This is a genomic window from Erythrobacter mangrovi (genome assembly GCF_013260645.1).
In the GTDB taxonomy this organism is placed as follows: Bacteria; Pseudomonadota; Alphaproteobacteria; order Sphingomonadales; family Sphingomonadaceae; genus Qipengyuania; species Qipengyuania mangrovi.
In genome coordinates this window covers 825436-848650 of record NZ_CP053921.1, presented here as the reverse complement: position 1 = coordinate 848650, position 23215 = coordinate 825436, and the positions used below count along the sequence as shown (strand labels likewise).

25 protein-coding genes are annotated in these 23215 nt (G+C 62.2%); 14 read left to right on the top strand and 11 right to left on the bottom strand.

Annotated features, from left to right (window positions below; all coding sequences use genetic code 11):
* Nucleotides 1–3: 3 nt before the first annotated feature.
* A complete protein-coding gene (locus HQR01_RS04490) occupies nt 4–1239 on the top strand; it encodes an MFS transporter (protein ID WP_173212928.1) in 1236 nt (411 codons plus the stop codon).
* Here HQR01_RS04490 and HQR01_RS04485 read toward each other — a convergent pair.
* The 6 genes from HQR01_RS04485 to HQR01_RS04460 all read right to left on the bottom strand — a co-directional run bounded on the left by HQR01_RS04485 (nt 1236) and on the right by HQR01_RS04460 (nt 6439).
* The gene (locus HQR01_RS04485) at nt 1236–1868 is read right to left on the bottom strand and encodes a TetR/AcrR family transcriptional regulator (RefSeq protein ID WP_173212926.1); all 633 of its coding nucleotides are present in this window, start codon (nt 1866–1868) and stop codon (nt 1236–1238) included. The genes HQR01_RS04490 and HQR01_RS04485 overlap by 4 nt on opposite strands.
* Nucleotides 1868–3118, bottom strand: coding sequence for a cytochrome P450 (locus tag HQR01_RS04480; protein ID WP_173212924.1), 1251 nt, complete (start codon nt 3116–3118; stop codon nt 1868–1870). Before HQR01_RS04480 ends, HQR01_RS04485 begins: the two co-directional genes overlap by 1 nt.
* A 69-nt stretch (nt 3119–3187) precedes the next feature.
* A complete protein-coding gene (locus HQR01_RS04475; RefSeq protein ID WP_173212923.1) occupies nt 3188–4156 on the bottom strand; it encodes an oxidoreductase in 969 nt (322 codons plus the stop codon).
* Between the two features lie 73 nt (nt 4157–4229).
* Nucleotides 4230–4646 carry a hypothetical protein gene (locus tag HQR01_RS04470; RefSeq protein WP_234030247.1) on the bottom strand — a complete coding sequence of 139 codons (417 nt, stop codon included), beginning with the start codon at nt 4644–4646 and terminating at the stop codon, nt 4230–4232.
* Nucleotides 4647–4716: 70 nt separating this feature from the next.
* On the bottom strand, nt 4717–6138 hold the full coding sequence (tldD, locus tag HQR01_RS04465; RefSeq protein WP_173212921.1) for a metalloprotease TldD: 1422 nt from the start codon (nt 6136–6138) through the stop codon (nt 4717–4719).
* Between the two features lie 40 nt (nt 6139–6178).
* The gene (locus HQR01_RS04460; RefSeq protein WP_173212919.1) at nt 6179–6439 is read right to left on the bottom strand and encodes a zinc-finger domain-containing protein; all 261 of its coding nucleotides are present in this window, start codon (nt 6437–6439) and stop codon (nt 6179–6181) included.
* Nucleotides 6440–6523: 84 nt separating this feature from the next.
* Here HQR01_RS04460 and HQR01_RS04455 point away from each other — a divergent pair, with 84 nt between their 5' ends.
* On the top strand, nt 6524–7462 hold the full coding sequence (locus tag HQR01_RS04455; RefSeq protein WP_173212917.1) for an ABC transporter ATP-binding protein: 939 nt from the start codon (nt 6524–6526) through the stop codon (nt 7460–7462).
* 12 nt (nt 7463–7474) lie between these two features.
* Here HQR01_RS04455 and HQR01_RS04450 read toward each other — a convergent pair whose 3' ends face one another.
* Nucleotides 7475–7660, bottom strand: a complete 186-nt coding sequence (locus tag HQR01_RS04450; protein ID WP_173212916.1) for a hypothetical protein — start codon at nt 7658–7660, stop codon at nt 7475–7477.
* A gap of 130 nt (nt 7661–7790) precedes the next feature.
* Between HQR01_RS04450 and nadB the strand changes: the two genes are divergently transcribed.
* Both nadB and HQR01_RS04440 read left to right on the top strand, forming a co-directional pair.
* Nucleotides 7791–9374: an L-aspartate oxidase gene (gene nadB / locus HQR01_RS04445; protein WP_173212914.1), complete on the top strand. Its 1584-nt coding sequence runs from the start codon at nt 7791–7793 to the stop codon at nt 9372–9374.
* A 141-nt stretch (nt 9375–9515) separates the two neighbouring features.
* A complete protein-coding gene (locus HQR01_RS04440; RefSeq protein ID WP_234030246.1) occupies nt 9516–10157 on the top strand; it encodes an AAA family ATPase in 642 nt (213 codons plus the stop codon).
* Between the two features lie 26 nt (nt 10158–10183).
* Here HQR01_RS04440 and HQR01_RS04435 read toward each other — a convergent pair whose 3' ends face one another.
* The gene (locus HQR01_RS04435) at nt 10184–10519 is read right to left on the bottom strand and encodes a PilZ domain-containing protein (RefSeq protein WP_173212910.1); all 336 of its coding nucleotides are present in this window, start codon (nt 10517–10519) and stop codon (nt 10184–10186) included.
* Nucleotides 10520–10719: 200 nt separating this feature from the next.
* Between HQR01_RS04435 and HQR01_RS04430 the strand changes: the two genes are divergently transcribed.
* On the top strand, nt 10720–11607 hold the full coding sequence (locus HQR01_RS04430) for an alpha/beta fold hydrolase (protein WP_234030245.1): 888 nt from the start codon (nt 10720–10722) through the stop codon (nt 11605–11607).
* 21 nt (nt 11608–11628) lie between these two features.
* Here the strand turns inward: HQR01_RS04430 and HQR01_RS04425 are convergent, their stop codons facing one another.
* Entirely contained in the window at nt 11629–11736 is a 108-nt protein-coding gene (locus HQR01_RS04425; RefSeq protein WP_173212908.1) for a DUF1330 domain-containing protein, read from the bottom strand.
* A gap of 144 nt (nt 11737–11880) precedes the next feature.
* Here HQR01_RS04425 and HQR01_RS04420 point away from each other — a divergent pair, with 144 nt between their 5' ends.
* From HQR01_RS04420 to HQR01_RS04410, 3 genes are all read left to right on the top strand, one after another.
* Nucleotides 11881–13254: a peptide MFS transporter gene (locus HQR01_RS04420; protein WP_173212906.1), complete on the top strand. Its 1374-nt coding sequence runs from the start codon at nt 11881–11883 to the stop codon at nt 13252–13254.
* Nucleotides 13255–13634: 380 nt separating this feature from the next.
* Nucleotides 13635–14132 carry a TonB family protein gene (locus HQR01_RS04415; protein ID WP_173212905.1) on the top strand — a complete coding sequence of 166 codons (498 nt, stop codon included), beginning with the start codon at nt 13635–13637 and terminating at the stop codon, nt 14130–14132.
* Between the two features lie 591 nt (nt 14133–14723).
* Nucleotides 14724–16754, top strand: coding sequence for a ribonucleoside-diphosphate reductase subunit alpha (locus HQR01_RS04410; RefSeq protein WP_173212903.1), 2031 nt, complete (start codon nt 14724–14726; stop codon nt 16752–16754).
* Between the two features lie 70 nt (nt 16755–16824).
* Here the strand turns inward: HQR01_RS04410 and HQR01_RS04405 are convergent, their stop codons facing one another.
* Together HQR01_RS04405 and HQR01_RS04400 are read right to left on the bottom strand one after the other, a co-directional pair.
* Nucleotides 16825–18006, bottom strand: coding sequence for a GGDEF domain-containing protein (locus HQR01_RS04405; RefSeq protein WP_173212901.1), 1182 nt, complete (start codon nt 18004–18006; stop codon nt 16825–16827).
* 61 nt (nt 18007–18067) lie between these two features.
* Entirely contained in the window at nt 18068–19282 is a 1215-nt protein-coding gene (locus HQR01_RS04400) for a GGDEF domain-containing protein (RefSeq protein ID WP_173212899.1), read from the bottom strand.
* A gap of 235 nt (nt 19283–19517) precedes the next feature.
* On the opposite strand from HQR01_RS04400, the gene HQR01_RS04395 reads away from it, so the two are divergent.
* The 6 genes from HQR01_RS04395 (at nt 19518) to HQR01_RS04370 (ending at nt 23118) form a co-directional block, all read left to right on the top strand.
* A complete protein-coding gene (locus tag HQR01_RS04395) occupies nt 19518–19952 on the top strand; it encodes a PepSY-associated TM helix domain-containing protein (protein ID WP_173212897.1) in 435 nt (144 codons plus the stop codon).
* Between the two features lie 27 nt (nt 19953–19979).
* Complete coding sequence (locus HQR01_RS04390; RefSeq protein ID WP_173212895.1) at nt 19980–20483, top strand: hypothetical protein; 504 nt, start codon at nt 19980–19982, stop codon at nt 20481–20483.
* A 348-nt stretch (nt 20484–20831) separates the two neighbouring features.
* Entirely contained in the window at nt 20832–21890 is a 1059-nt protein-coding gene (locus tag HQR01_RS04385) for a ribonucleotide-diphosphate reductase subunit beta (protein ID WP_173212894.1), read from the top strand.
* Nucleotides 21891–21895: 5 nt separating this feature from the next.
* Nucleotides 21896–22615, top strand: coding sequence for a DUF4145 domain-containing protein (locus tag HQR01_RS04380; RefSeq protein ID WP_173212892.1), 720 nt, complete (start codon nt 21896–21898; stop codon nt 22613–22615).
* 62 nt (nt 22616–22677) lie between these two features.
* Entirely contained in the window at nt 22678–22830 is a 153-nt protein-coding gene (locus HQR01_RS04375) for a hypothetical protein (protein ID WP_173212890.1), read from the top strand.
* A 51-nt stretch (nt 22831–22881) separates the two neighbouring features.
* Nucleotides 22882–23118, top strand: coding sequence for a hypothetical protein (locus HQR01_RS04370; protein WP_173212888.1), 237 nt, complete (start codon nt 22882–22884; stop codon nt 23116–23118).
* The last annotated feature ends 97 nt before the right edge of the window (nt 23119–23215 follow it).

The following is a 23215-nucleotide window of genomic DNA, read 5'->3' as shown; positions in this document are numbered from 1 at the left end:
AGCATGGCAACATCGGGTGAAGCTGCGCGGGTATCGGGTACGCGACTGTTTTGGGTGGTGGCGCTGCTCGCGCTGTCGGTGCTGCTGAACTACGTCGATCGCGGGGCAATCGGGGTTGCTGCGCCCCTGATGATCGAAGAGCTCGACTTCACCGCGACCGAGTTCGGTACTGCCGTTTCCGCCTTCTTCTGGGTCTACGCGCCGCTGTGCCTGTTCGTTGGCTGGCTGTGCGATCGCTTCTGTGTCTATCGCATGTTCGCCGCAGGCATCGCATTGTGGGCGCTGGCGACGCTGCTCACCGGCTTCGTGCATGGTCTGGCGTTGCTCGTCGTGCTGCGGTTGCTGCTCGGCCTCGGCGAAAGCATCGCCTTCCCTGGTAGTTCGAAGATCTTCGCGGCGGAGGTCCCGGCGCATCATCGCGGCAGCGCCAATGCGCTGATCGGCGCGGCGCTGGCATTCGGGCCCGCGGTGGGCGTGTTGACCGGCGGTGCGATCCTGGAGGCGCTTGGGTGGCGCCCGATCTTCTGGATCTTCGGCCTGGTCACACTGCTGTGGCTGGTGCCCTGGCACTTTGCCAGCGGCCCGCTGCGTTCGGACAGGGTGACCACGCCGGTGGTCGACCCGGTGCCGATGCGGCGTCTCTTTGCCATCCCGACGCTGTGGTCGATGGGTGTCGCGCACTTCATGTCGAACTACGGCTTCTACTTCCTGCTCGCCTGGCTGCCGCTCTATCTCACCAAGACCTTGGGCTACTCCATCGCCGAGATGACGCTGCTGACGACGCTCAGCTTCACAACGCAAGGGGTGTCGGCGCTGGTCGTCGGACGACTGTCCGACATGGCGGTAACGCGCGGGGCCGACGAGGCACGAGTGCGGCGCTGGCTGATGATCGCGGGGCAGGCGCTGCTCGGCGTGGCCGTCACCGGGATCTGGTTCGCGTCGGATGCCTGGTCGCTCGCCTGCTGGCTGGCGGTGGCCGGAATCGGAACCGGCTTCGTTTCGGTCAACCTGTTTGCGGTGGCGCAGATCTTTGCCGGTCCGCGCGCGGCGGGTGGCTGGGTCGGTATCCAGAATGCGATCGGCAATGCTTCGGGCATCGTCGGGCCGCTGATCACCGGGATCATCGTCGACCAGATGGGCTCATACGGCCTCGCCTTCGGCATTGCCGCGGGCGTGGCGATAGCAGGGGCAATTTGGTGGTTGCTGGTGATTCCGCCGATCCGGACGATCGAAACCTAGGCGGCAACGCGCAGGTCTGCCCCGATCCGCTCGATCTGCGCACGGATCTCACTTCGCGCGGCTTCCTCGAGTTGCCCTTCAAGGAGCGTGAACTGCTGAAGCAGGGTCTTGCGCACCGCACCTTGCGGCTGGCCCAGCTCGGCGTGGTGCTCCAGCCCGTATCGCAGGATGATCGTGGCATTGATCGCCAGGTCGCGCAGTCGCTCCTTCGGCCAAGTCAGCAGCCCGGCATCGACCAGCGCGCCGAAATGCGCCTCGATATTGTCCTCGGTCCGCACCAGCCACTCTGCGACGCGGCTGGCGATCGGTTCGACATGTTCGCCGTAGTGTGGTTGGTCGCGGTAAAGGAAGCGGTAGTCGCGCAGCTCCTGCATCAAGTCGCCCAGCATAGCGCAATAGGAGCCGAGCGGATCGCCCGGGTCGGGCTTGCGCCTGAGGCGTTGCTCGATGTTTTCGGCAAACTGTTGGGCGATAGCGGACAGCAGATCGCGCTTGGTCTTGAAGTGGTACCAGAGGTTGCCCTCGGCGATGCCGCAGGCCTGTGCCAGCGCAGCGGTGGTGACCGCACCATAGCCGTCGCGGTTGAACACCTGCCGCGCAGTGAGGACGATGCGGTCGCGCGTCTTCATCAGTAATACGAGAGCTGCACCGGCAGGTGTTTGTAGCCATGGACGAAACACGCGGGCACGCGATCTGGTTCGCCCACAACATTCACCCGCAGCCGACGCTTCGCCATTTCTTCAAGCAGCGTGTGCAGCTGTAGTTCGGCCACACGGGCACCGACGCAGCGGTGGATGCCGTATCCGAAGCTGAGGTGGCGGCGTGCATTGTGCCGGTCGACCTTTATGGCCTCGCCGTCGTCGAAGATCTCTTCGTCGCGGTTGGCAGAGATGTACCACAGCACGACCTTGTCGCCCTTCTTCATCATCGGCCCGAACATATCAGTGTCTTCCATTACCGTGCGCCGCATGTGCGCCAGCGGGGTCTGCCAGCGGATGATCTCTTGCACGGCATTGGGGATGAGCGAGGGATCGGCCTCCAGCTTGGCGCGCTCATCAGGGAACTGGCTCAGGCCATAGGCATAGGCCGACATCGAATTGCGGGTGGTGTCGTTCCCGCCGACGATCAGCAGGATCAGATTCCCGATGAACTCCTCGGGGCTCATGTCCTTCATCGCTTCGGACTGCAGCATGACGCTGATCAGGTCCTTGCCCGGCGCGTTCAGGCGCTGCTGCCAAAGCGCGGCGAAGGCCATCCCCATTTCCTGCAGCTTTGCATTGCGCAGAATCAGCCCATCGGGATCGCGGATCAGTTCGATATCGCCGCCGAAGTCGGACCATTCGGTCAGCTTGTGGCGTTCTTCCCAAGGGAAATCGAACAGCTTGGCGAGCATGCCGGTAGTCAATTCGATCGAGACCTTCTCGACCCAGTCAAAGGTCTCGCCGATGGGCAGCGTATCGAGCAATGCGGCTGTGCGCTGCTGCACCTCCGCCTTCATCTCGGCAACTTCGGACGGGCCGAAGCTGGGAGCCACCGTGCGCCGCTGCGCGGTGTGGTGCGGCGGGTCCATCGCGATGAACATCGGCTGGCGGACCTCGTTCTCCAGCGGCTTTTCGGGGTCGAAGGCAATCGAGATTCCGCCATATTCCCAGCTCGACGAAAACAGCTTTGGTAGCGCTTCGATGTGCTGGATCGGCTTGTAGGTCGAGACCGACCAGTACGGGCCGAAATGCGACTCTGGCACCCACTGGATCGGCGCGTGCTGGCGCAGCTGGCGGAAGGGTTCGCGCCAGGTGTCTTCGACATAAAGTTCCTTGCGCGAGACGTCGATCGGATCGATCTCGGCTGACTTGACGGTCAGCTCGGCGGCAGTGGCCATGTGGGGTCCCCTCTCCAAAGGTTTAGGGTGAGTACCCTAAACTCCTCGAGGGAGCAAGCGGGGTTGCCCTCAGCCGGGGAAGCTGACCCCGGTCATTGCTTCCGATTCCCTCCAGAGCGCCTCGGCGAGGCCCTCGTCGCGGATATGAGGGAACACGCCCGCGCCGCGCGGGGTGTTCTCATCGGCCAGGGCGCCAATGTTGCAGTTCTCGCAGTAGACTCCGCCCAAACCCTCGAGCAACGGCGAGGTTGCCGCCCACACGGTGGTCGACGCGCCCTCTTCGGTCGACTTGAAGTGCTCGTTGACGTTGCCCTCCTCGTCGTACCAACCCATCGCGCGCTGCTCCTCCATCGTCAGGTGACGCTGAAGCGGCGTGGCGATGCCGCCCGGGTGGACTGCAAAAGCGCGTACACCTTTGGGTTCGCCAAGTCTGTCGAGTTGAAGCGCGAACAGCGCATTGGCGGACTTCGCTTGCCCGTAGGCAAGCCACTTGTCGTAATCGCGGCGTTCGAAGTTGAGATCGCCAAGGTCGAGGCCGTGAAGACGATGGCCGATCGAGGACAGCGCCACGACCCGCGCGCCGGGCGCGGCTGCCAGCACCAGCGGCCAGAGCCGCGCGGTCAGCTGGAAGTGGCCGAGGTGGTTCGTGGCGAACTGCATCTCATATCCGCGTGTGTCGCGGGTGAGTGGGCTTGCCATGATCGCGGCATTGTTGATGAGGATGTCGATGTGATCGGCAGTGCCCGCTACGGCCTCCGCAAAGGCGTCGATCGAGGCGGGGTCCGACAGGTCGAGCGGCAGGATGGTGATATCGCCTTCGAACCCGTCGAGCACCTCATGCGCCTGCCCCACGCGCCGCGCGCCGACAATCACCCGTGCCCCTGCGCCGGCAAGGGCCCGGACGGTTTCTGTTCCAATGCCCGAATAGCCGCCGGTGACGACGATGGTCTTGCCGGCGATATCGGCTGCAGACGCAACTTCGCGCGCCGTCGAGCGATATCCAAAGGGGGAATCGATGGGGGCTTGCTGGCTGGGCATGGGAATCTCCTGTGTGCGGAGAAACCTATGCGCTGCAGAGCACTCTTGCGCCAGCCCCGCAGGCTCTTGCAGATCAGCCTTCGGATTCGGGCATGCGATAAGGCACGAAATCATCGAGGATAATGATCCCCGAGAATGACCCGCTCAACCGATCGACCAAGGTTATGTGATCGGTCCGGCAAAGATTGGTGCCATCGAAGCGCTTGATCACCATGATCTCGCTATCGTCGATTGCGTCAGGCGTGCGCGTGCGGTTCACCCAGATCGTCTTGCCGTCCTTGTAGACCAGGGCAGTTCCGTCGATCTGGGTAATGTTCCGGGAACCGAAAGTGCGGATGCAATTGGTCGGTTCTCCCGCGACCCGCCCCTCAAGGAGCTTGGCGAGCTTCGCTTCACCTTTTGTCATCTCTGCCTGCTCGTGCTCGTCCGCCAGGGCAGGCGCAGCAAGCAGGGTCAGTGCTGCAGTAGCGGCAATCAAGGGTTTGAGCATGACGAGTCTCCCGAATGGAATACCATATCTATGCCGGCTTGCCTGAACCGGCGCTGACTTTCCTTGTTTTTCAGGCGGTACCGCCAACGGTGATGCCGTCGACCAGCAAAGTGGGCTGGCCGACCCCGGCCGGCACGCTCTGCCCGCCCTTGCCGCACATGCCGATCCCTTCGTCCAGCGCCATGTCATTGCCGACACCGCGCACCTTGGTGAGTACGGTCGGGCCATCGCCGATCAGCGTCGCGCCCTTGATTGGGGCAACCACTTTGCCTTTCTCGACCCTATAGGCTTCGGTACAGGCGAAGACGAACTTTCCGCTGACGATATCGACCTGCCCACCGCCGAAACTGGTGGCGTAGATTCCATCATCCACCCGGCTGAGCAGTTCAGCCGGGTCGTCCGACCCACCGCGCATGAAGGTGTTCGTCATGCGTGGCATCGGCGCATGCTCGTAGCTCTCGCGGCGGCCATTGCCGGTTGGCTCGACCCCCATGAGCCGCGCATTGAGGCGGTCCTGCATATAGCCCTTGAGGATGCCGTCCTCGATCAGCACGGTTTCCTTCGTCGGCGTACCCTCGTCGTCGATGCTCAGCGAGCCGCGCCGTTCCGCGATGCTGCCATCGTCGATCACGGTCACGCCTGATGCAGCAACCCTCTCGCCAATACGGCCCGAGAAGGCGCTGGTACCCTTGCGGTTGAAATCGCCCTCCAGCCCGTGGCCGACAGCTTCATGCAGCAAGACGCCGCACCAGCCGGGGCCAAGCAGCACGGTCTTCTCGCCTGCTGGGGCCTCGATGCTTTCGAGGTTGACCAGCGCCTGTCGCACCGCCTCGTCCACTGCGCGCATCCATTGGCCTTCATCGAACAGGCGATCGTAAAGGTAGCGCCCGCCGAAGCCGAAGCTGCCCGTTTCACGCCGCCCGTTCTGTTCGGCGACGATGCTGACATTGAGCCGCACCAGCGGGCGGATGTCGCGGGCGGTGAATCCGTCGGGGCGGACTATGTCAATCGCACTCCAGCTAGCCGCAAGGCTGGCCGATACCTGCGCCACGCGCGGGTCCCTGGCACGGGCAATGGCATCGATCTTCTCGAGCAGGGCGACCTTTTCGGCGAACGGCACCAGGTCGAGCGGGCTCGCATCGGTATAAAGGTGGCGATTGGTCCGCTCGGGCGGGGCGGCCAGCGGGGACCGGGTTGCGTCGAGCAACTGCAGCGCCTCGCCGGCGCGTGCGATGGCGCCGGCGCTGATCTCGTTGGCGTGGGCGAAACCGGTGGTCTCCCCCGATACGCCGCGCAGGCCAAAGCCCGAATCGCGCGAATAATCGGCCGTCTTCAGCCGCCCGTCGTCGAACGCGAAGCTCTCGCTGGCTATGAACTGCAGGTACAGTTCCCCATCGTCGCATGGCGCCAGCAGGCGTGCGGTCAGCGCCTTGGCCTCTTCGGGATCAAGCTGGTTATACAGCAGGGCGTGTGGATCGTTCGCTTGCGTCATGACACCCTATGTAGGGCGCCCAGCGCGCAAGGAACAGAGGTCAGCGATGGCCGGGATCGGCACCTTCCGAAATGTCCGGCAGGCTGGCCTGGTCGACCCCGTCGGCCGGACCCCCTTCGAGCACGAAGCGCCGATCACAATAGCCGCAATCGACATAACCATGCTCGTCGATCTCGAGATAGATCTTGGGATGACCGAGCGCGGCGGCACGATAGTTCTTGCCGGTGCGGATGTCGGTCGCGCCATCGCACCACACGCGGTGGGTGGTAACCTTGGTGATCTCGGGAGGGGGCAGGCTCATGGGCGAAGCCGATAATATGAGCTTTGTCGAGGTGCAAGGATTCGCCGCTTGTCGCGCTTCTTTGAGGGGCCTACCTCCCCCGCCATGACCACACCGCCTGCCATCCGTATCGACAATCTCGTCAAGCAATATGCCCCGCCGGGCCCGGGCGAACCGCCCAAGCTGGCGCTCAAGGGCGTCAGCTTCGACGTGCCGCAGGGGGGAATCTTCGGCCTGCTGGGACCCAATGGCGCAGGCAAGTCGACGCTGATCAACATTCTCGCCGGGTTGGTCATGAAGACCAGCGGCACGGCCGAGATCTGGGGCTTCGACATCGGCACCAACCCGCGCAATGCCAAGCGCTCGATCGGGATCGTGCCGCAGGAAATCGTCTTCGATCCCTTCTTCACCCCGTTCGAGGTGCTGGAAAACCAGGCTGGGTTCTACGGTATTACCAAGGCCCTGCGGCGGTCCGAGGAATTGCTGCGCGCGGTCCACCTGGCCGACAAACGCGATGCCTATGCCCGCACGCTGTCAGGCGGCATGAAGCGGCGGCTGTTGATCGCCAAGGCGATGGTCCATTCTCCGCCGATCCTGGTGCTCGACGAGCCTACCGCGGGGGTCGACGTCGAACTGCGTCGCCAGCTATGGGAACTGGTCACCCAAATGAACGCAGAGGGTGTCACCGTGGTTCTCACCACGCATTACCTCGAAGAAGCCGAGCAGCTGTGCGACCGCATCGCGATCATCAACCACGGCGAACTGATCGCCGACAAGCCGACCCGCGAGCTGGTGGGCATGGCGCGCGAGAAGATCGTCGCGATCACGGTCGACAAGGACCTGGCCGGCCCGATCATGGAAGAAGGCTTCGTCAAGGCGGAGGTGGTCGAGCCGCGCCGGATCGAGATCACTTATGATCGCGACAAGGCCAGCGCCGGGCAGGTGCTCGCGCTTGTGCAGGGCCATGGCTATGCGATCGAAGACGTGACCACGCGCGAAGCAGACCTTGAAGACGTTTTTGTCCAGCTGACGGGTGCGGGCTGACGCGGGGCGCAGCTACTTCCCGCGATAAGTCAGCCCGGCATCACGGACCTTCTGGACCGCCCACAGATGCGGCTCGATCTCTTCCATCGGAGTCTTGCAGCTGCGGCAGCGACCGACATGTGCCCCATGCACGCGCCGCGTGTCCTTGCGATCGACCCGATGGTGGCCCAGCGCGCAGGCGATAATGCCCAATTTCATTGATGTGCGACCCTTCGCTTGCGTAACCCCTGCAAGCCATCCGTTAACCAATCGGTGCGATCCGTGAAGTCTTTAATCGGCAAGGCGTTCCGTGCTTGCCGCGCACCGAATGCAGAGGCATGACTCGCCCATGACACACGCACACGATGTCCTGGTCATCGGCTCGGGCGCGGCCGGTCTCACTGCCGCACTTGCGCTGGCGCAGGAACGCAAGGTGCTGGTCCTCGCCAAGGGCAAGTTGACCAGTGGATCGACCGCTTGGGCGCAGGGCGGCATCGCCGCCGTGCTCGACGCGGGCGATACGTTCGAGAACCATATCCATGACACGATGGTCGCCGGCGCGGGTCTCAACGACCGCGAGACGGTGGAATTCGTGATCGAGCGCGCACCTGCGGCGATCGATCGTCTCTGCGAATTGGGCGTGCCCTTCAACCGCGACCATGGCGACCTGCACCTGACCCGCGAAGGCGGCCACTCGCACCGCCGCATCGTCCATGTGAACGACGCAACCGGCTGGGCGGTGCAGGCCGCGCTGCTCAAGGCGGCGGAGGAGAACCCCAACATTACGCTGCTGCCGAACCAGAGCTGCATCGATCTCGTCACCGGGCGCAACCAGGTGGACTACTCGGGCTCGGGGCGGGTGTGGGGCGCCTATGCGCTCGATGAAGCAAGTGGCGAGGTCGTGACCCATGTCGCGCGTGCGACGGTGCTGGCGGCGGGTGGCGCGGGCCGTGTCTACCTGTTTTCGACATCGCCGCGCGGAGCGACGGGCGACGGGATCGCCATGGCCTGGCGCGCAGGCGCGAGGGTCTCCAACATGGAGATGATGCAGTTCCACCCGACCTGCCTCTACAATCTCGAGGTCAAGAATTTCCTCATCACCGAGGCGGTGCGCGGCGAGGGCGGGCGGCTGTTCAACCCGGTGACGGGCGAGCGCTATATGGAGAAGTACGATCCCGAGCGCATGGAGCTTGCTCCGCGCGACGTGGTTGCGCGCGCAAACGACGATCAGATCAAGCGATACGGCCTCGATTACGTCCACCTCGATATCAGCCATCAGCCGCCCGAGTTCGTGATGGAGCATTTCCCCACGATTCACGAGAAGCTGCTGGGTTTGGGCATCGACATGACCAAGGAGCCTATCCCGGTCGTGCCGGCGCAGCACTATACGTGCGGAGGTGTAAAGGTCGGGCTCGACGCGCGGACGGACCTGCCCGGCCTGTGGGCTGCGGGCGAATGTACCGAGAGCGGATTGCACGGCGCCAACCGCCTGGCATCGAACAGCCTGCTCGAATGCTTCGTGTTCGGTGAGGCGGCGGCGAAGGATATCCTCACCAGCTGGGATGAGCTGGACGATCCGCCGGCGATCCTGCCGTGGGATGAAAGTCGCGTGACCGATTCCGACGAAGAGGTTGTGATCAAGCAGAACTGGACAGAAATCCGCCGGTTCATGTGGAACTATGTCGGGATCGTGCGAACCACGAAGCGGCTGGAACGGGCTGCGCATCGCATCCGCATGCTGCGCGACGAGGTTGAGGACTATTACGGCCACTTCCGCGTGACCACCGACCTGATCGAACTGCGCAACCTGCTCGAATGCGCCGATCTGATCGTAACCAGCGCCCTCAGGCGTCATGAGAGCCGCGGGCTGCACTTCACGCTCAACTATTTGAAAACCGACCCAGTCCCCCGCGACACGGTTCTGGTGCCCTGACGAATGGCACGCGGTCGAGCGCAAACCAAGCTGCCTCCGCCGTTTCTGAAGCGGGTCTGGCTGCCCGACGACATTGGCGAACGGGAAGGTATCGATTGGGATAGTTATCCCTACAATCTCGCGCTTATCCGCGCTGCAGGGTTGGACATCACCTTCTCAAATCCGGTGACGATCCTTGTCGGTGAAAACGGGTGTGGCAAGTCGACGCTGATCGAAGCGATCGCGCGACGATGCGGGTTCAGCGACAAAGGTGGTGCCCAGGGGATGGCAGCAGTCAGGCAATCGGTTGCATCTGATCGGGACGGTGGCGATCTGGGTGATTTGCTGCGTGCAGCATGGTTGCCCCAGATCCACCAAGGATGGTTTTTCCGGGCCGAAACCTTCTTCTCCGTTGCGCGATACCTCGATGAGGCTGCAATCGAGGCCAGTGCTGGCAGGGGTCCTCAGTTTCTTGCGGCCTCACATGGTCAGGGCTTCCTTGCTTTCTTCGAAGAACGCCTGAACTGGCAGGGCATCTATTTCTTTGACGAGCCGGAATCCGCTCTATCGCCTGCGCGACAATTCGACTTCCTGAAAATCCTCCGCCACATCCAGCGTGAGGGCAAGGCACAGATCATCATGGCCACGCACTCGCCAATCCTCATGGCCCTACCGGATGCCGAGCTCTTGCACGTTACCAGATTTGGCCTGCGGCCGATCGCACTGGAGGATACGGACCACTACCGGATCTATCGCGAGTTCATTCTCTATCCTCGGGAAACCATCGAAGTGATGACCGAGTAGGCCGCCACACAGCGGTGGTCCCTCCATCAGCCGCCACTTTCCAGCCCGCTTCCGCTCAAGCTCCAGTCCGCCTTGAACATCCAGTCATCGAGCGCGAAATGGCTGACTACCGCCATGGGGATCGGCTCAAGGAAGAACACGCCCACGCTCTCGCCCATCTGCCAGGATACCTCGCCCGGAACCACCAGTCCGCGTGCGAGCTCGATCTCGATCGGTGAGCCGACTTCGGCCAGAATCCGTGTGCAGGCCATCATGCAACCCGATTGCGACAGGTTGCGCATCTCACAGGGGGTTTCGATGCCGCCAACCCGCGCGATCACTGCCAGGCTCGTGTTGCGGCGTTGCTCTTTGCGGCGCTCCATTTTGGCTTTCCCTGACAGTGGGTTGCACACAGGAACTGTGTCGTAGGCGGGCAGGGCGCGCTTGTATGTACGCGACATTTCTGGCGCCGCGGTAAGGAAGTGTTAACAATTGTCGCGCCGCCCAAAACCACAATGGCGTGGACAAGCGCCGCGCTTTCGGCTGAGTTCCCGAGTACAGGACCAATAGGGGAGAGACTAGCGTGCCCAAGGCCACCGCGAACGGTATCGAAATACACTATGAAGAGCACGGCGATCCGGCAAACCCGCCGATGCTGCTGATCATGGGCTTTGGCGCACAGCTGACCCTCTGGCCCGACGAACTGGTAGAGGCGCTGGCCGGGCACGGCTTCCATGTGATCCGGTACGACAATCGCGACATCGGCCTCAGCCACAAGTTCCATGGGATAAAGGCCCCAGGCCTCATAAAGATGACCCTGCTTTCGAAACTGGGGTTCAAGCCTAAGGTGCCCTACACCCTGGCGGATATGGCGGACGACGGCGCCGGGCTGCTCGATGCGCTGGGAATTCCCAAGGCGCATATCGTCGGTGCCAGCATGGGCGGGATGATCGCCCAGCATTTTGCCGCCCGCCATGCGGACAAGGCGTTATCACTGACCTCGATCTTCTCGACCACCGGCAATCCCAAGCTCCCGCCGGCCAAGCCCGAGGCGATGAAGGTGCTGGTGACAAGGCCAGCAAGCATGGATGAGGATGTGCTGGTCGAACACGGCATGAAGCTCGCCCGCACGATCGGCTCGCCCGGCTATCCGGCGGATGAGGAGCGCTTGCGCGAACGGACGCGGGCTACCGTGCGTCGCAGCGTCTATCCTGAAGGGCCGACGCGGCATCTCTCCGCGATCATTGCAGACGGCGACCGCCGTTCCATGCTCAAGGACATTTCGGTGCCCACCCTCGTGCTCCATGGCGAAGACGACCCGCTGGTCCCGGTCGAAGGCGGTCGCGACACCGCCGCGAGCATCCCCGGCGCGCAGATCAAGACCATTCCCGGCTGGGGGCACGACCTGCCGCTCGAACTGGTCGACGAGGTCGCCGATGCGATCGCGGCGCACGCCAAGGCGGCAGGCTAGGACCGCAGGCGGGCTAGCCCCTTACGACGGCGGGACGAAGCCTTCCGCGAAGGTCATGATGCCGCGTGAATTGTCCGTGTGGTGATGGATGATCGCCTGATATTCGGGCGAGTCATACCAGGCGCGCATGTCGCCTGTGGTGGTCGTTTATGAGTCTCGAGCCAAGCATGCGCGTCGCTGCGGTAGCGAGCAAGGGTCGAAAGGGCGAGGGTCGCGATTGACAAGCCACCCCCTTGTCCTACCCCCGGTGCGAAGGGCGGGAGAGGACAGGGCATGCAATCAGCCGTGACGCGCAGCGATGAGCGACTGTGGGGCCATCCCAAGGGGCTGATCTTCCTTGCCATGACCGAGATGTGGGAGCGGTTCAGCTTCTACGGCATGCGCGGACTGCTGGTGCTCTACATGGTGCAGGAACTGCTCCTGCCCGGACGGATCGAGAATGTCGCCGGGATGGATGCCTACCGGCGCATCGTCGAGGGGATCTTCGGCGAGCTGTCGACCCAAGCCTTCGCCAGCCAGACCTTCGGGCTTTACGCCGGCTTTGTCTATTTCACGCCGTTGCTCGGTGGCTTGCTGGCCGACCGCTGGCTGGGCGCCAAGCGTGTCGTCATGATCGGCATCGCGATGATGACGCTGGGCCACTTCGCGATGGCCTTCGATGTTTCGTTCCTTGCTGCCCTGCTCCTGCTGGTGCTCGGCTCCGGCTGCCTCAAGGGCAATATCGCCGCGCAGGTTGGCCACCTTTACGAGAGACATGAGGAGACGTTGCGTTCGAAGGGCTATGCGATCTTCTCGACCGGGATCAACGTTGGCGCGACGATCGGCCCGCTGGTCTGCGGGTTGCTCGCGCAGATCTATGGCTGGCACATCGGCTTCGGTGCCGCAGGCCTGTTCATGCTCGTGGCGGCAGTGGTCTATTTCACGGGCCTCAAGTATTTCGCAGAGGGTCGCGTGCTACCGATGGAAGGCGAGAGCCTGCCGCCGCTGACGCCCAATGAATGGAAGATGATCGGTCTGGTCATCTGCGTGCTGCTTATCACCATGTGCCAGAGCTTCGCCTACGAACAGCTGTTCAATGTCGGGATGCTGTGGGTCAACGAGCGGGTCGACCTGACGTTCGGCGGCTTCACCGTTCCGACTCCCTGGCTCGCGTCGGAAGACAGCCTCGCCTCGGTCATTGCCTTGCCGATGCTGCTGGCGATCTGGGCCTGGCAGGGGCGGCGTGGTGGCGAACCCAGCGACCTGACCAAGATCGCCACTGGAGCGATCATAATGGCCTGTTCCTCGGGCATGCTTGCGCTCGGCGCAATGAGCGCACCCGATGGCAAGGTGTCGATCCTGTTCCCGCTGGCCGCCTTCTTCCTGTCCGGCGTCGCATTCATGTACCAATGGCCGACCGCGCTCGCCCTGGTCTCGCGTCGCGCGCCCGCCAAGATCAACGCCCTGATGATGGCCGGGGCTTACCTGACGCTGTTCGTGGTGGGGATCGGTTCGGGCTTCATCGCGCGATTCTATGAGCCGCTGGGCGATGTCGGATTCTGGTTGCTGCATGTCGGGCTATCGGCTTCAGGGGCGGTCCTGGTGCTGGTTCTTGGCGGCCCCTTGCGCCGCCAGATGGACGCGCTCGAAGGAGGCGCGACTGGGTGAATGCGAACCAGTTGCGACAACCATAGTGCGGCAATAGGCCAGTGGTGTGGACACCTACGGAGCAAGCCCAGGCGACGGTGCGAGTCGCGAACGTGTCACTATGCTCTTGGCCCAAAAACGGCTTAAAAAAGCATGAGCTATGGTTGTTTTACACCAAGCATGAACAATATAATAACAATTTTGCACAGACACGACACAGAAAAATTCGTATTTTGACAAGATCAGCAAAGTGGCTATGGTTTATAGGGTTCGAGTGGTTCCCGCAGGCCAACCGAACGCCGATCGACCCTAGACCGTCATCGCCTGAACCATAACAGCCAGTCGCATCCTGCGTGATACTCTCTGCGGCCGATCATCTCTTTCGCTGAAAGGATGGTCCAATGAACAAACTTGTCGTTTTCGCTGCCTCGATCGTCGCAACTTCGTCGGCCCTGACCGGGCCCCTCGCTTCACAAGATATTGTGGTTTCGCCGCCTTCCAGTTCGTCATTCGTGGCGATGGTATCGAAAGATCTTGATTCACAGTTAGCACGTCAACGCTTCGACCCACGAGCAAATGTGCACGGGATCGCCAAGGTTCGCTTTCAGGTTGGCAAAGACGGACAAGCAATCAATGTCGTCACTTACGAGGGCTCAGGCAACAGCAGGCTTGATGCGGCCGCACGTCGTGCCGTGCATGGCCTCTCGAGCCTCGCGCCGGCACCGGCCGGCGTCGCGGAAGGGCAAGTAGTCCAAGCCAACATCATCGTTGCAGATGATCAAGTGGAATTGGCGCGCCTTACCAAGCGGCTTATCCGCGAGGAAACTGCGCGGATCGCCTCATCTGCGCAGGAACGTGCAGTGCTCGCGCTGAACCTAACACCGCGCATGGTTTCCTAAGTCCCAACTGGTCGGGAACCGTCACGGAGTCGGGGCGGCATCTTTCTGCGGGGATGCCGCCCCGCGCCGGCGGAGTGCTCCCGATTATCATCCAAAGCGCGCTCGTCAGCTGCACTTTATCGGGTTGGCTAGCGTTCACAAATTGCGCCGCCGGATTCGTTTGAATCTCAAGTCCGCAGTTTCGTTTTTGCCCGCAAAATTTTTTTCCCGGATTCATTTTCCGACTTGCGCGTCGCGCCAGTCCAGCTTTTCCCACGCGTCGCTGCGTTGTAGCATTGTAATACACCTGCTCCGATCGGAACGGCGAGGCATTAAATCTTTATTGACCCTCTTGCGTGCGAGACCCTCCTGATTCAGTATTTAGTGGTCGGGTTGCCGGGGGTACCCACTAGACCTAGCTTTTCGGGCGTTCATCCCCATATCGGATGCGCGCTGAGGACGCGCCGGGCTGTGGGAAAGAACGGGATAAGTTTTCGCCCCCGAAGACACGAAAATTGCTAGGCGGGAGGGACGCCCGCCGACTCGAACACAAGCGGAACACGTGATGCAGGTCACGCCTTCCGCCAGGGGCAAGAAACGGCGGGGCACACGATGGATTTCAAAAGCGGGGATGATACGGCGATGGCACTGGATCTGGATATGCAGGACACCGCCGAAACAACGACAACACCGGCTAAGAAACAGCCCGAGAAGGCAATGACAATGGACAAGGGCGACAAGGGGTCCGACGCGCTGGTGGCGGAGGCGGCCGGCCAAGCCATGGCCGAAGCGGCCAAGGCTGCGGCTACGGTGCAGGACGACAGCAAGAAGATCCTCGATCGCCGCTTCAACGTGGTGACCGATGCCGCGCGCGATGCGAACCTGACCGATTTCGGCAAGGAAACGCTGACCGACCGCTACCTGCTGCCGGGTGAAACCTACCAGGACCTGTTCGCCCGCGTCGCCGATGCCTTCGCCGACGATCAGGACCACGCCCAGCGGCTCTACGATTATATCTCGAACCTGTGGTTCATGCCTGCGACCCCGGTGCTGTCGAATGGCGGTACCACGCGCGGCCTGCCCATTTCCTGCTACCTCAATTCGGTCAGCGACAGCCTCGATGGCATCGTCAGCACCTGGAACGAGAACGTCTGGCTCGCTTCCAAGGGCGGTGGCATCGGAACCTATTGGGGCAATGTCCGCGGGATCGGCGAGCCGGTCGGACTCAACGGCAAGACCAGCGGCATCATTCCCTTCGTGCGGGTGATGGACAGCCTGACGCTGGCGATCTCGCAGGGCTCGCTGCGGCGCGGCTCGGCCGCCTGCTACATCGATATCTCGCACCCCGAGATCGAAGAGTTCCTCGAGATCCGTAAGCCCTCGGGCGACTTCAACCGCAAGGCGCTCAACCTGCACCATGGCGTGCTGGTCACCGACGCCTTCATGGAAGCGGTCCGCGCCGGTGCGGAATTCGACCTCGTCAGCCCGCGCGACGGATCGGTGCGCAAGACCATCGATGCACGTGCGCTGTTCCAGAAGCTGGTCGAAACCCGCCTCGCGACGGGTGAGCCCTACATCGTCTTCTCCGACACCGTGAACCGGATGATGCCCAAGCATCACCGCGAACTGGGTCTCAAGGTCTCGACTTCGAACCTGTGCGCAGAGATCACCCTGCCGACCGGCATCGACCATCTGGGTAACGACCGGACCGCGGTGTGCTGCCTGTCCTCACTCAACCTCGAGAAGTGGGATGAGTGGAACACCGACAAGCGTTTCATCGAGGACGTCATGCGCTTCCTCGACAACGTGCTGCAGGACTATATCGACCGCGCGCCGGACGAGATGGCCCGCGCCAAGTATTCGGCGATGCGCGAACGCAGCGTCGGCATGGGCGTCATGGGTTTCCATTCCTTCCTCCAGTCCAAGAGCATCGGCTTCGAAAGCCCCATGGCGAAGGTGTGGAACCTCAAGATGTTCAAGCACATCAGCAGCAAGGCGGAAGAAGCCTCGCTGGTGCTGGCGCAGGAACGCGGCGCGTGCCCGGATGCGGAAGAAACCGGCGCAATGGAACGGTTCAGCTGCAAGATGGCGATCGCGCCCACCGCGTCGATCAGCATCATCTGCGGCGGCACCAGCGCCTGCATCGAACCGATCCCGGCGAATATCTATACCCACAAGACCCTGTCGGGCAGCTTCATCGTGAAGAACCCGTATCTCGAGAAGCTGCTCGACAAGAAGAGCAAGAACTCGGTCGCGGTGTGGAATTCGATTCTCGAGAAGGGCGGCTCGGTCCAACATCTCGATTTCCTCTCGGTCGAGGAAAAGGCGACCTTCAAGACCAGCTTCGAAATCGACCAGCGCTGGCTGCTCGAATTCGCTGCCGACCGCGCGCCCTATATCGACCAGGCGCAGTCGCTGAACCTGTTCATCCCGGCCGATGTCGACAAGTGGGACCTGATGATGCTGCACTTCCAGGCGTGGGAGAAGGGCATCAAGTCGCTCTATTACCTGCGTTCGAAGAGCGTGCAGCGCGCAGGCTTCGCCGGTGGCGTGGAAGCCGACAATACTGCTGATGCGGCCAAGATCGAACTGTTAGCCGCAGCCGGCCAGACCGATTACGAGGAATGCCTCGCCTGCCAGTAAGACAGGTCGAACGGGCAATGTGGCAAAGGGTCCCGGCTCCGCACTCGCGGGCCGGGGTTTCTCTTACCCCCTATGTGCGAGCCTCGACCAGTTCGCAGCGGTTCCGCCCGCCATCCTTTGCTGCATAGAGCGCCTTGTCGGCGGCGGTCAGCAATTGCGCCAGGTCGGGTGCGACATCGCTGCAATGGACAGCGATACCGATGCTGGTGGTGCAGGCGGCCGTTTCGTTCCCTCCGCCCAAGGCCAGTTCGATCCGTTCGATTGCGACGCGGAGATCTTCAGCCACCTTGCGCGCGGCAAGCGGCCCTTCGACGCGCAGGACCACTACGAATTCCTCGCCCCCGAAGCGTGCGGCAATGCCGTTGTGCAATCTTGCTGTGTGCGCCAGCGCGTCGCTGACGGCCTTGAGGCAGGCGTCGCCGAGCTGGTGGCCATGCCGATCATTGAAGGCCTTGAAGTGATCGAGGTCGAGCAGCAGAACCGCAACGTGGTTGCGCCCGCCGCCCCCGGTCTGCGCATACTGCTCGGCAAATACCTCGGAGCAGAGCCGGCGATTGGCGAGGCCGGTGAGCGGATCGTGGCTGGCCAGCCGCTGCAGGTCGCGATTGGCCCGCGCCAGTTCTTCCATCTCTCGTTGTTGTAGGTCTCCGAGCAAGAGGTCGCGCATTAGCAGCGACCACATCCGGCGGGCCAGGAACCAGGCCGCCGTTCCGGTAATGACGAGTACCCCGAGGATTCCAAAGGTCTCGGCGTCGAGCGAGTGCTGGATTGCATACAGGGTGCCCGTCGCGAGCGCGTAGATGGCAACATAGGCGCCGGATTCACGGGGTGTGTAGGGCAGCACGGGTGTCGATGTGCCCAGGATCAGGACCGTGCCCATCATGTGAAACAGGCTTTCGGGCGCGGGTGACCAGCTGGCGATGGTAGTGGTCGAACAGCCGAACGCGATTAGCGCGGCCCCAAGCAGGACCTTTCTAGCTCCCCGCCGCTCGACCGGGAGGTATAGTCCAATCATGCCCAGCAAACCCACCGTCCCCAGCTTGAGCAGAATGGCGAGGGACATCTGCAAGGGCACGATGATCGCGTCTACCGCCAGCGTTGCCACCATGACGCCGATCACCAATGCGAAATCGAAGGTCAGGGTCCGGTCGATGTGGGCGTGGAGCGTCGCAATCGCGAGCGATGGCTGCGATCCCCGCCCCAGGGGCAAGCGCCTGTGATCCGCTGACGCGGTGTCGTCAATCAACCCCATTCCATCCCTCTTATAACCGGGCTCCCACCGCCCGGTTACCGAAAACTGCGCTAGCCCCCCGTCATCCCAATTCCTCTACCCCCGAATAGGCGAGTTCGACCCTGTCGCGACCGCGCAGCTTGGCGCGGTAGAGTGCTTCATCCGCGCGCGCGATCAGTTCGCTCAGCCCCTGGCCACGGCTCGATCGGGCGACCCCGATGCTCGCGGTTATTCGGCTCCAATGTCCAGGCCCTGTCGGAATTGCCAGCGCCGACACCGCCTCACGCAGCCGTTCGGCCAACATGGCTCCGTCGCAGGCGTCGCTCTCCCTGAAGACCGCGATGAACTCTTCGCCCCCGAATCGCGCGACATGTCCGCCGTGCCGGACGAGGCAGCGTTCCAGCACCCGGGCGACCTCGACCAGGCAGCGATCGCCCGCCTGGTGGCCGTGTCGATCGTTGAAGTCCTTGAAGTGATCGAGATCGATCATCATCAACGCCGTCACCCCATCGTCTGCCGCTGCGCGGACCTCTTCGAACACGCGTTCGAAATTGCGCCGATTGGCCAGCCCGGTCAGCGGATCGCTTTCTGACAGTTCGCGCAGCAGGCCATTGCGCTGCTCCAGCTCCTTGCGCACGACACGGTCCTGCAGCGAGCGCAGGAAGTCGCGCGCTTCGAACTGCCAGAACCGCTGCGCCAGCACCATCGCTCCGCCCCCGGCCAGCAGCGTCAGAACCATGTGCTGGAGCAGCAGCTTGGGTGGCAAGGCGTTGGGCACCAGTCCGGCCGCCCAGGTGGCGAGCGAAAACAGCAGCGCGTATCGCAGCTTCTCCGCCACGGTGAAGGGCAACACGTGGAGAGATAGCACCAGCAACAGCATCGTTGCCATGCCGATGCGGGCGATGACATCGCTGCTGCCATAGGTGGAAAGCCAGATGGCACTGGCACCGAATATGGCCAGTGTCAGGGCGGCGATTGCCTTTGCAGGCTGGATCCTGTCGCGTCGCAACAGCACCAGGCCCAGGATATTGAGCGGGATTATCGTCACAATCCGCAGGATCAGCGCGGTCAGCGCCATTTGTGGGACCGCCAGCAGGTCGATCAGCACTGTGCCGACCGTGACTGCGGATCCGAGCTTGAACTGGAAGGCGAGCTCGCGACGCACGCGCGGGCTGCGCTCTGCCTCCCATGCCGCCTTGAGTGGGCTGGGCCAGTCGCGCAGCCGCCCTGGCGCCGCAAGTGCGGCTTCGACCATCTGCGGCAATCCGCTTTCGGTTGGGCCCGGGGAGCGTTCCATGGTCCTAACCCTAATCGCCGCAAGTTAACGCGCGGATTGGCGGCCTGGTTACGGCGGTATTTCACGCCATGCTGACCAAATTCCTAACGCGTGATTCACGACATCTGAAAACCTTGTTCATTGGGGCTGTCGTGGGCGACTTTCGCTTGCGGCATTGCGCGACAGCAAGGTACTTGCACTATGCGGTTGCTCGTGTATCTGCTATTGCAAATCAGTCGCAATAAAGGATATCGGAATGCGCAAGTGGCACCGCTGGTTGTCGCTCTTCTTCGGGGTTTTCATGCTCTTCATTGCGGCGACCGGCCTGCTCAGCCATTGGGCCGCGCTGTGGCCGGAAAATGGTGCCTTCGTGCCTGAGGCACAGGCCCATGGCGAAATGGAAGCCGCGCCGAACGTGCCCGCCGAGGTCGCTGCCCCTGCTCAGCCGGAGTTCGTCTGCCCCGAAGGTTGGCGCTGTTCGCCGCCGGGCCCGACTACCGGCCCCCGCGCGTGGGTCGGGTTCTTCCACCACCTGCATTCGGGCGAGGAATTCGGGAACGCGGGTGTTGCCATCTCGATCCTGTCGGGCTTCGCGCTGCTGTTCTTCTCGCTCTCGGGGATCTGGATGTACGTCCGCATGTGGACCGACCGCGGTCGTCGCGGGGCAAAGGATCGCTGGTTCTGGAAATAGCTCGCGCGGCATGCCAAGAGAGGGTCAATGGACGATCTTGCCGCCCTGTGGTCGCAAATCACTGCCACGACATGGATCTACACGGCACTCGTTGGCACGGTGTGTGGTGTCGCGGCAGTTTTTCCGGCGATCCGCCGGGCTTGGCTGGTACGGCGCAGAGACCGGCGTCTCGCGCAGCTCGATTTCATTCACCGAGACGAATTGCGTGAACTCGAAGAGGGGATTGCGGAAGAGCCATTGCGTCCATCCATGGCTTGGCTGGGTGCTGGTGGCGGGGCCTTGTCCGCTTGGATCCCCATGGCCGCTGAAGATCTGGGCCTCATCAGCCTCTATGTTGCGCTCGCCGCTTCGTTCGTAGCGGTCAATGTCTTCTACTCGCTTTGGCGGCATCTCAACGACCCGCCCCCTGAAGCTGACAAAGAGCCGAGCGAATTGCCGAGCGTTACCGTCCCGCTTGAAGCCAAGCTCGGCTTCGCTTTCGCGGTCTGCCTCGTCGGTGCGTTGGTGCTCGCGCTGGTATTTCTGGTCTGACGCAACGCAAACCCGCTCTTACGTAACGCAGCGGTAGGGCAGGCAAGTTTGACGCCCCACCCCCCTTGCGAGGGGCAGGGCGCCGGGGTTCGCGGACCAGGCCCGCAAAGAGGGGAAACCGGCCCTGGCCGCTGTTCCCCGGGAACCCGCGCGCAAGAAGGGTGAGGGAGGATCCCTTCCGTCGCGTCATTCGGATAACGGACCGGGCTGGGCCGCGTTCCCCGTTTCGTCGCAATTGCGACGCTCTTATGGGCTATCTTATCCCCGTCGAATCGTTGGGCCTTGCCTTCGAATCCGGACCATGATTCCCTATATGAGTCGTTCGGTCCGAACACGTGGAGATACAAGATGTCGTTGCTGGAAGCCCGCAAGACCTACAAGCCCTTCGAATATCCCTGGGCTTTCGAGTTCTGGAAGCGCCAGCAGCAGGTCCACTGGCTGCCCGAGGAAGTGCCGCTGGGCGAGGATTGCCGCGACTGGGCGCAGAAGATCAGCGAGCATGAACGCAACCTGCTTACGCAGATCTTCCGTTTCTTCACCCAGGCCGACGTCGAGGTGCAGAACTGCTACCACGAACACTACGGCCGCGTGTTCAAGCCGACCGAAATCAAGATGATGCTGACCGCCTTCTCCAACATGGAGACGGTCCACATTGCCGCCTATTCGCACCTGCTCGACACGATCGGCATGCCCGAAGCGGAATATTCCGCCTTCCTCGAGTATGAGGAGATGAAGGACAAGCACGACTTCCTGCAGCAGTTCGGCGTCGACACCGACGAGGATATCGCCCGCACACTGGCGGTGTTCGGCGGCTTCACCGAAGGCATGCAGCTGTTCGCCAGCTTCGCCATGCTGATGAACTTCCCGCGCTTCAACAAGATGAAGGGCATGGGCCAGATCGTCAGCTGGTCGGTGCGCGACGAAAGCCTCCACTGCGAAGGCATCGTGCGCCTGTTCCACGAATTCGTGCGCGAGCGTGATTGCTTCACCAAGGCGGTGAAGGAAGACATCATCGACATCTGCCAGAAGACCGTGCGGCTGGAAGACAACTTCATCGACCTCGCCTTCGAAATGGGCCCGGTCAGCGGCATGACCGCCAAGGATATCAAGAAGTACATCCGCTACATCGCCGACTGGCGGCTGGGCCAGCTGGGCCTGCAGCCGATCTACATGGTCGACGACCACCCGCTCCCCTGGCTCGCCCCGCTGCTCAACGGCGTGGAGCACGCCAACTTTTTCGAAACCCGCGCCACCGAATATTCGAAGGCCGCGACCAAGGGTGACTGGAACACCGTCTGGGCCAGCTTCGACAAGCGCCAGAAGGCCAAGGCCGCGAACGAGGAAGAGACCGTGGACGAAGGCCCGGGGCTGTTCGGGGATGACGCTGGAGTGCAAGCGGCGGAGTAATTGGTGTGGCCGGCAAGCCTGAGAAAGCGATGTTTATTGCTGACTGCCCGAGGTGTGGTCACAATAAAACGACTTTTGATATTTTGGCAGAATCTTATTCCCGCGAATATGATTATCGCGTTGAGTACGAGTGCTATATGCGCTGTCGAAGCTGCGCCAAGCCATCAAATGCGTTACTTCGCGCGAAAAATCAGCAGGTATCGCCCCCAACAAGCAATAGCGGTATCTACGTAAATGTGATTTTCTCACTCAAGCACTGGGTATTTGAAATACCAAATAGTCGGAGGGTTCCTGAGCATGTAGAACCTGCCGTAGCACGAATATTCCAAGAAGGGGCGAACTGTCTTGCGATAGGCGCTTTCGATGCTAGCGGCGCCATGTTTCGAAAAGTGCTGGACGCGGCGACGAGGGAAAAGACACCTACTCCTGAAGCTGACGTCTCGGTCAAACCAGCAAATTGGAAAACTTACAAAGATTTGCGTTTGAGACTGGATTGGCTCTTTGAGCATGGAGTGCTGGATCGATCATTGGAAGATCTTTCGAGCTGCATTCACCAAGATGGCAACGACGCTGCTCATGATCTTGTTGGTATCGGAATGGAGGAAGCTGAAGATCTGGCCGATTTTGCCGAACAGGTTTTGAGGATAATCTACACTACACCTGGGCAAATTGCAGCGAACAAGCGAAGGCGAGACGAGCGTAGGGGAACTCCTCACCAGCCTTGATTTGCCGCAAAGCCCTCCGCGCCGAATGTGCTATAGTCTCCTCTCGCAAGAGGAGAGAGACCATGCCCATGACCACCATGGCCGATCGCGAAAGGGAGCTGCAGTGTCTGCTCGCCAAGTTTGCAGCGCATCCTGAGAAGGCCTTCACCGAGGAACGCGCGCGGGCCGCCGTGCTGCGACGGATGTTCGCTGCGCAGGAGAAAGAGGGCGCCTGAGCCTGCCGCAGATGTGGCGCGCCAGACCAGGAGTACCAAGGAGTACGTGATATGAATCATCCACCCAAACTTGCATCGGGTCTCGCCCTGTCACTCGCCGCATCGCTGGCCCTGGCTGCCTGCAACCAGGCTGACGAGCGCGAATACGAAGTCGGCGCTACCGACGAAGGCGGGGGCGAGTTGATCGTGACCGAACCCGATCCCGATGCGGTCCCAGTCGAACTGCCCGAGACCGAGATGACCAATGTGCCCGCCGGAGAAGGCGAGGCTGGGACTGAGGCCGAATAACCGGCCCTGCACAGGCCACGCGGATACGGAAAGGGAGCGGGAAGCCATGCCTCTCGCTCCCCCTGCCTCTTTATTCGGAGCGGTTCAGGCGCCAGAC

Bases quoted from the DNA above. Each gene is read 5' to 3' on its own strand.
- HQR01_RS04490 (WP_173212928.1), top strand. From the start codon at position 4: ATGGCAACATCGGGTGAAGCTGCGCGGGTATCGGGTACGCGACTGTTT.
- HQR01_RS04485 (WP_173212926.1), bottom strand. From the start codon at position 1,868: ATGAAGACGCGCGACCGCATCGTCCTCACTGCGCGGCAGGTGTTCAAC.
- HQR01_RS04480 (WP_173212924.1), bottom strand. From the start codon at position 3,118: ATGGCCACTGCCGCCGAGCTGACCGTCAAGTCAGCCGAGATCGATCCG.
- HQR01_RS04475 (WP_173212923.1), bottom strand. From the start codon at position 4,156: ATGCCCAGCCAGCAAGCCCCCATCGATTCCCCCTTTGGATATCGCTCG.
- HQR01_RS04470 (WP_234030247.1), bottom strand. From the start codon at position 4,646: ATGCTCAAACCCTTGATTGCCGCTACTGCAGCACTGACCCTGCTTGCT.
- tldD (WP_173212921.1), bottom strand. From the start codon at position 6,138: ATGACGCAAGCGAACGATCCACACGCCCTGCTGTATAACCAGCTTGAT.
- HQR01_RS04460 (WP_173212919.1), bottom strand. From the start codon at position 6,439: ATGAGCCTGCCCCCTCCCGAGATCACCAAGGTTACCACCCACCGCGTG.
- HQR01_RS04455 (WP_173212917.1), top strand. From the start codon at position 6,524: ATGACCACACCGCCTGCCATCCGTATCGACAATCTCGTCAAGCAATAT.
- HQR01_RS04450 (WP_173212916.1), bottom strand. From the start codon at position 7,660: ATGAAATTGGGCATTATCGCCTGCGCGCTGGGCCACCATCGGGTCGAT.
- nadB (WP_173212914.1), top strand. From the start codon at position 7,791: ATGACACACGCACACGATGTCCTGGTCATCGGCTCGGGCGCGGCCGGT.
- HQR01_RS04435 (WP_173212910.1), bottom strand. From the start codon at position 10,519: ATGGAGCGCCGCAAAGAGCAACGCCGCAACACGAGCCTGGCAGTGATC.
- HQR01_RS04425 (WP_173212908.1), bottom strand. From the start codon at position 11,736: ATGCGCGCCTGGTATGACTCGCCCGAATATCAGGCGATCATCCATCAC.
- HQR01_RS04420 (WP_173212906.1), top strand. From the start codon at position 11,881: ATGCAATCAGCCGTGACGCGCAGCGATGAGCGACTGTGGGGCCATCCC.
- HQR01_RS04415 (WP_173212905.1), top strand. From the start codon at position 13,635: ATGAACAAACTTGTCGTTTTCGCTGCCTCGATCGTCGCAACTTCGTCG.
- HQR01_RS04410 (WP_173212903.1), top strand. From the start codon at position 14,724: ATGGATTTCAAAAGCGGGGATGATACGGCGATGGCACTGGATCTGGAT.
- HQR01_RS04405 (WP_173212901.1), bottom strand. From the start codon at position 18,006: ATGGGGTTGATTGACGACACCGCGTCAGCGGATCACAGGCGCTTGCCC.
- HQR01_RS04400 (WP_173212899.1), bottom strand. From the start codon at position 19,282: ATGGAACGCTCCCCGGGCCCAACCGAAAGCGGATTGCCGCAGATGGTC.
- HQR01_RS04395 (WP_173212897.1), top strand. From the start codon at position 19,518: ATGCGCAAGTGGCACCGCTGGTTGTCGCTCTTCTTCGGGGTTTTCATG.
- HQR01_RS04390 (WP_173212895.1), top strand. From the start codon at position 19,980: ATGGACGATCTTGCCGCCCTGTGGTCGCAAATCACTGCCACGACATGG.
- HQR01_RS04385 (WP_173212894.1), top strand. From the start codon at position 20,832: ATGTCGTTGCTGGAAGCCCGCAAGACCTACAAGCCCTTCGAATATCCC.
- HQR01_RS04375 (WP_173212890.1), top strand. From the start codon at position 22,678: ATGCCCATGACCACCATGGCCGATCGCGAAAGGGAGCTGCAGTGTCTG.
- HQR01_RS04370 (WP_173212888.1), top strand. From the start codon at position 22,882: ATGAATCATCCACCCAAACTTGCATCGGGTCTCGCCCTGTCACTCGCC.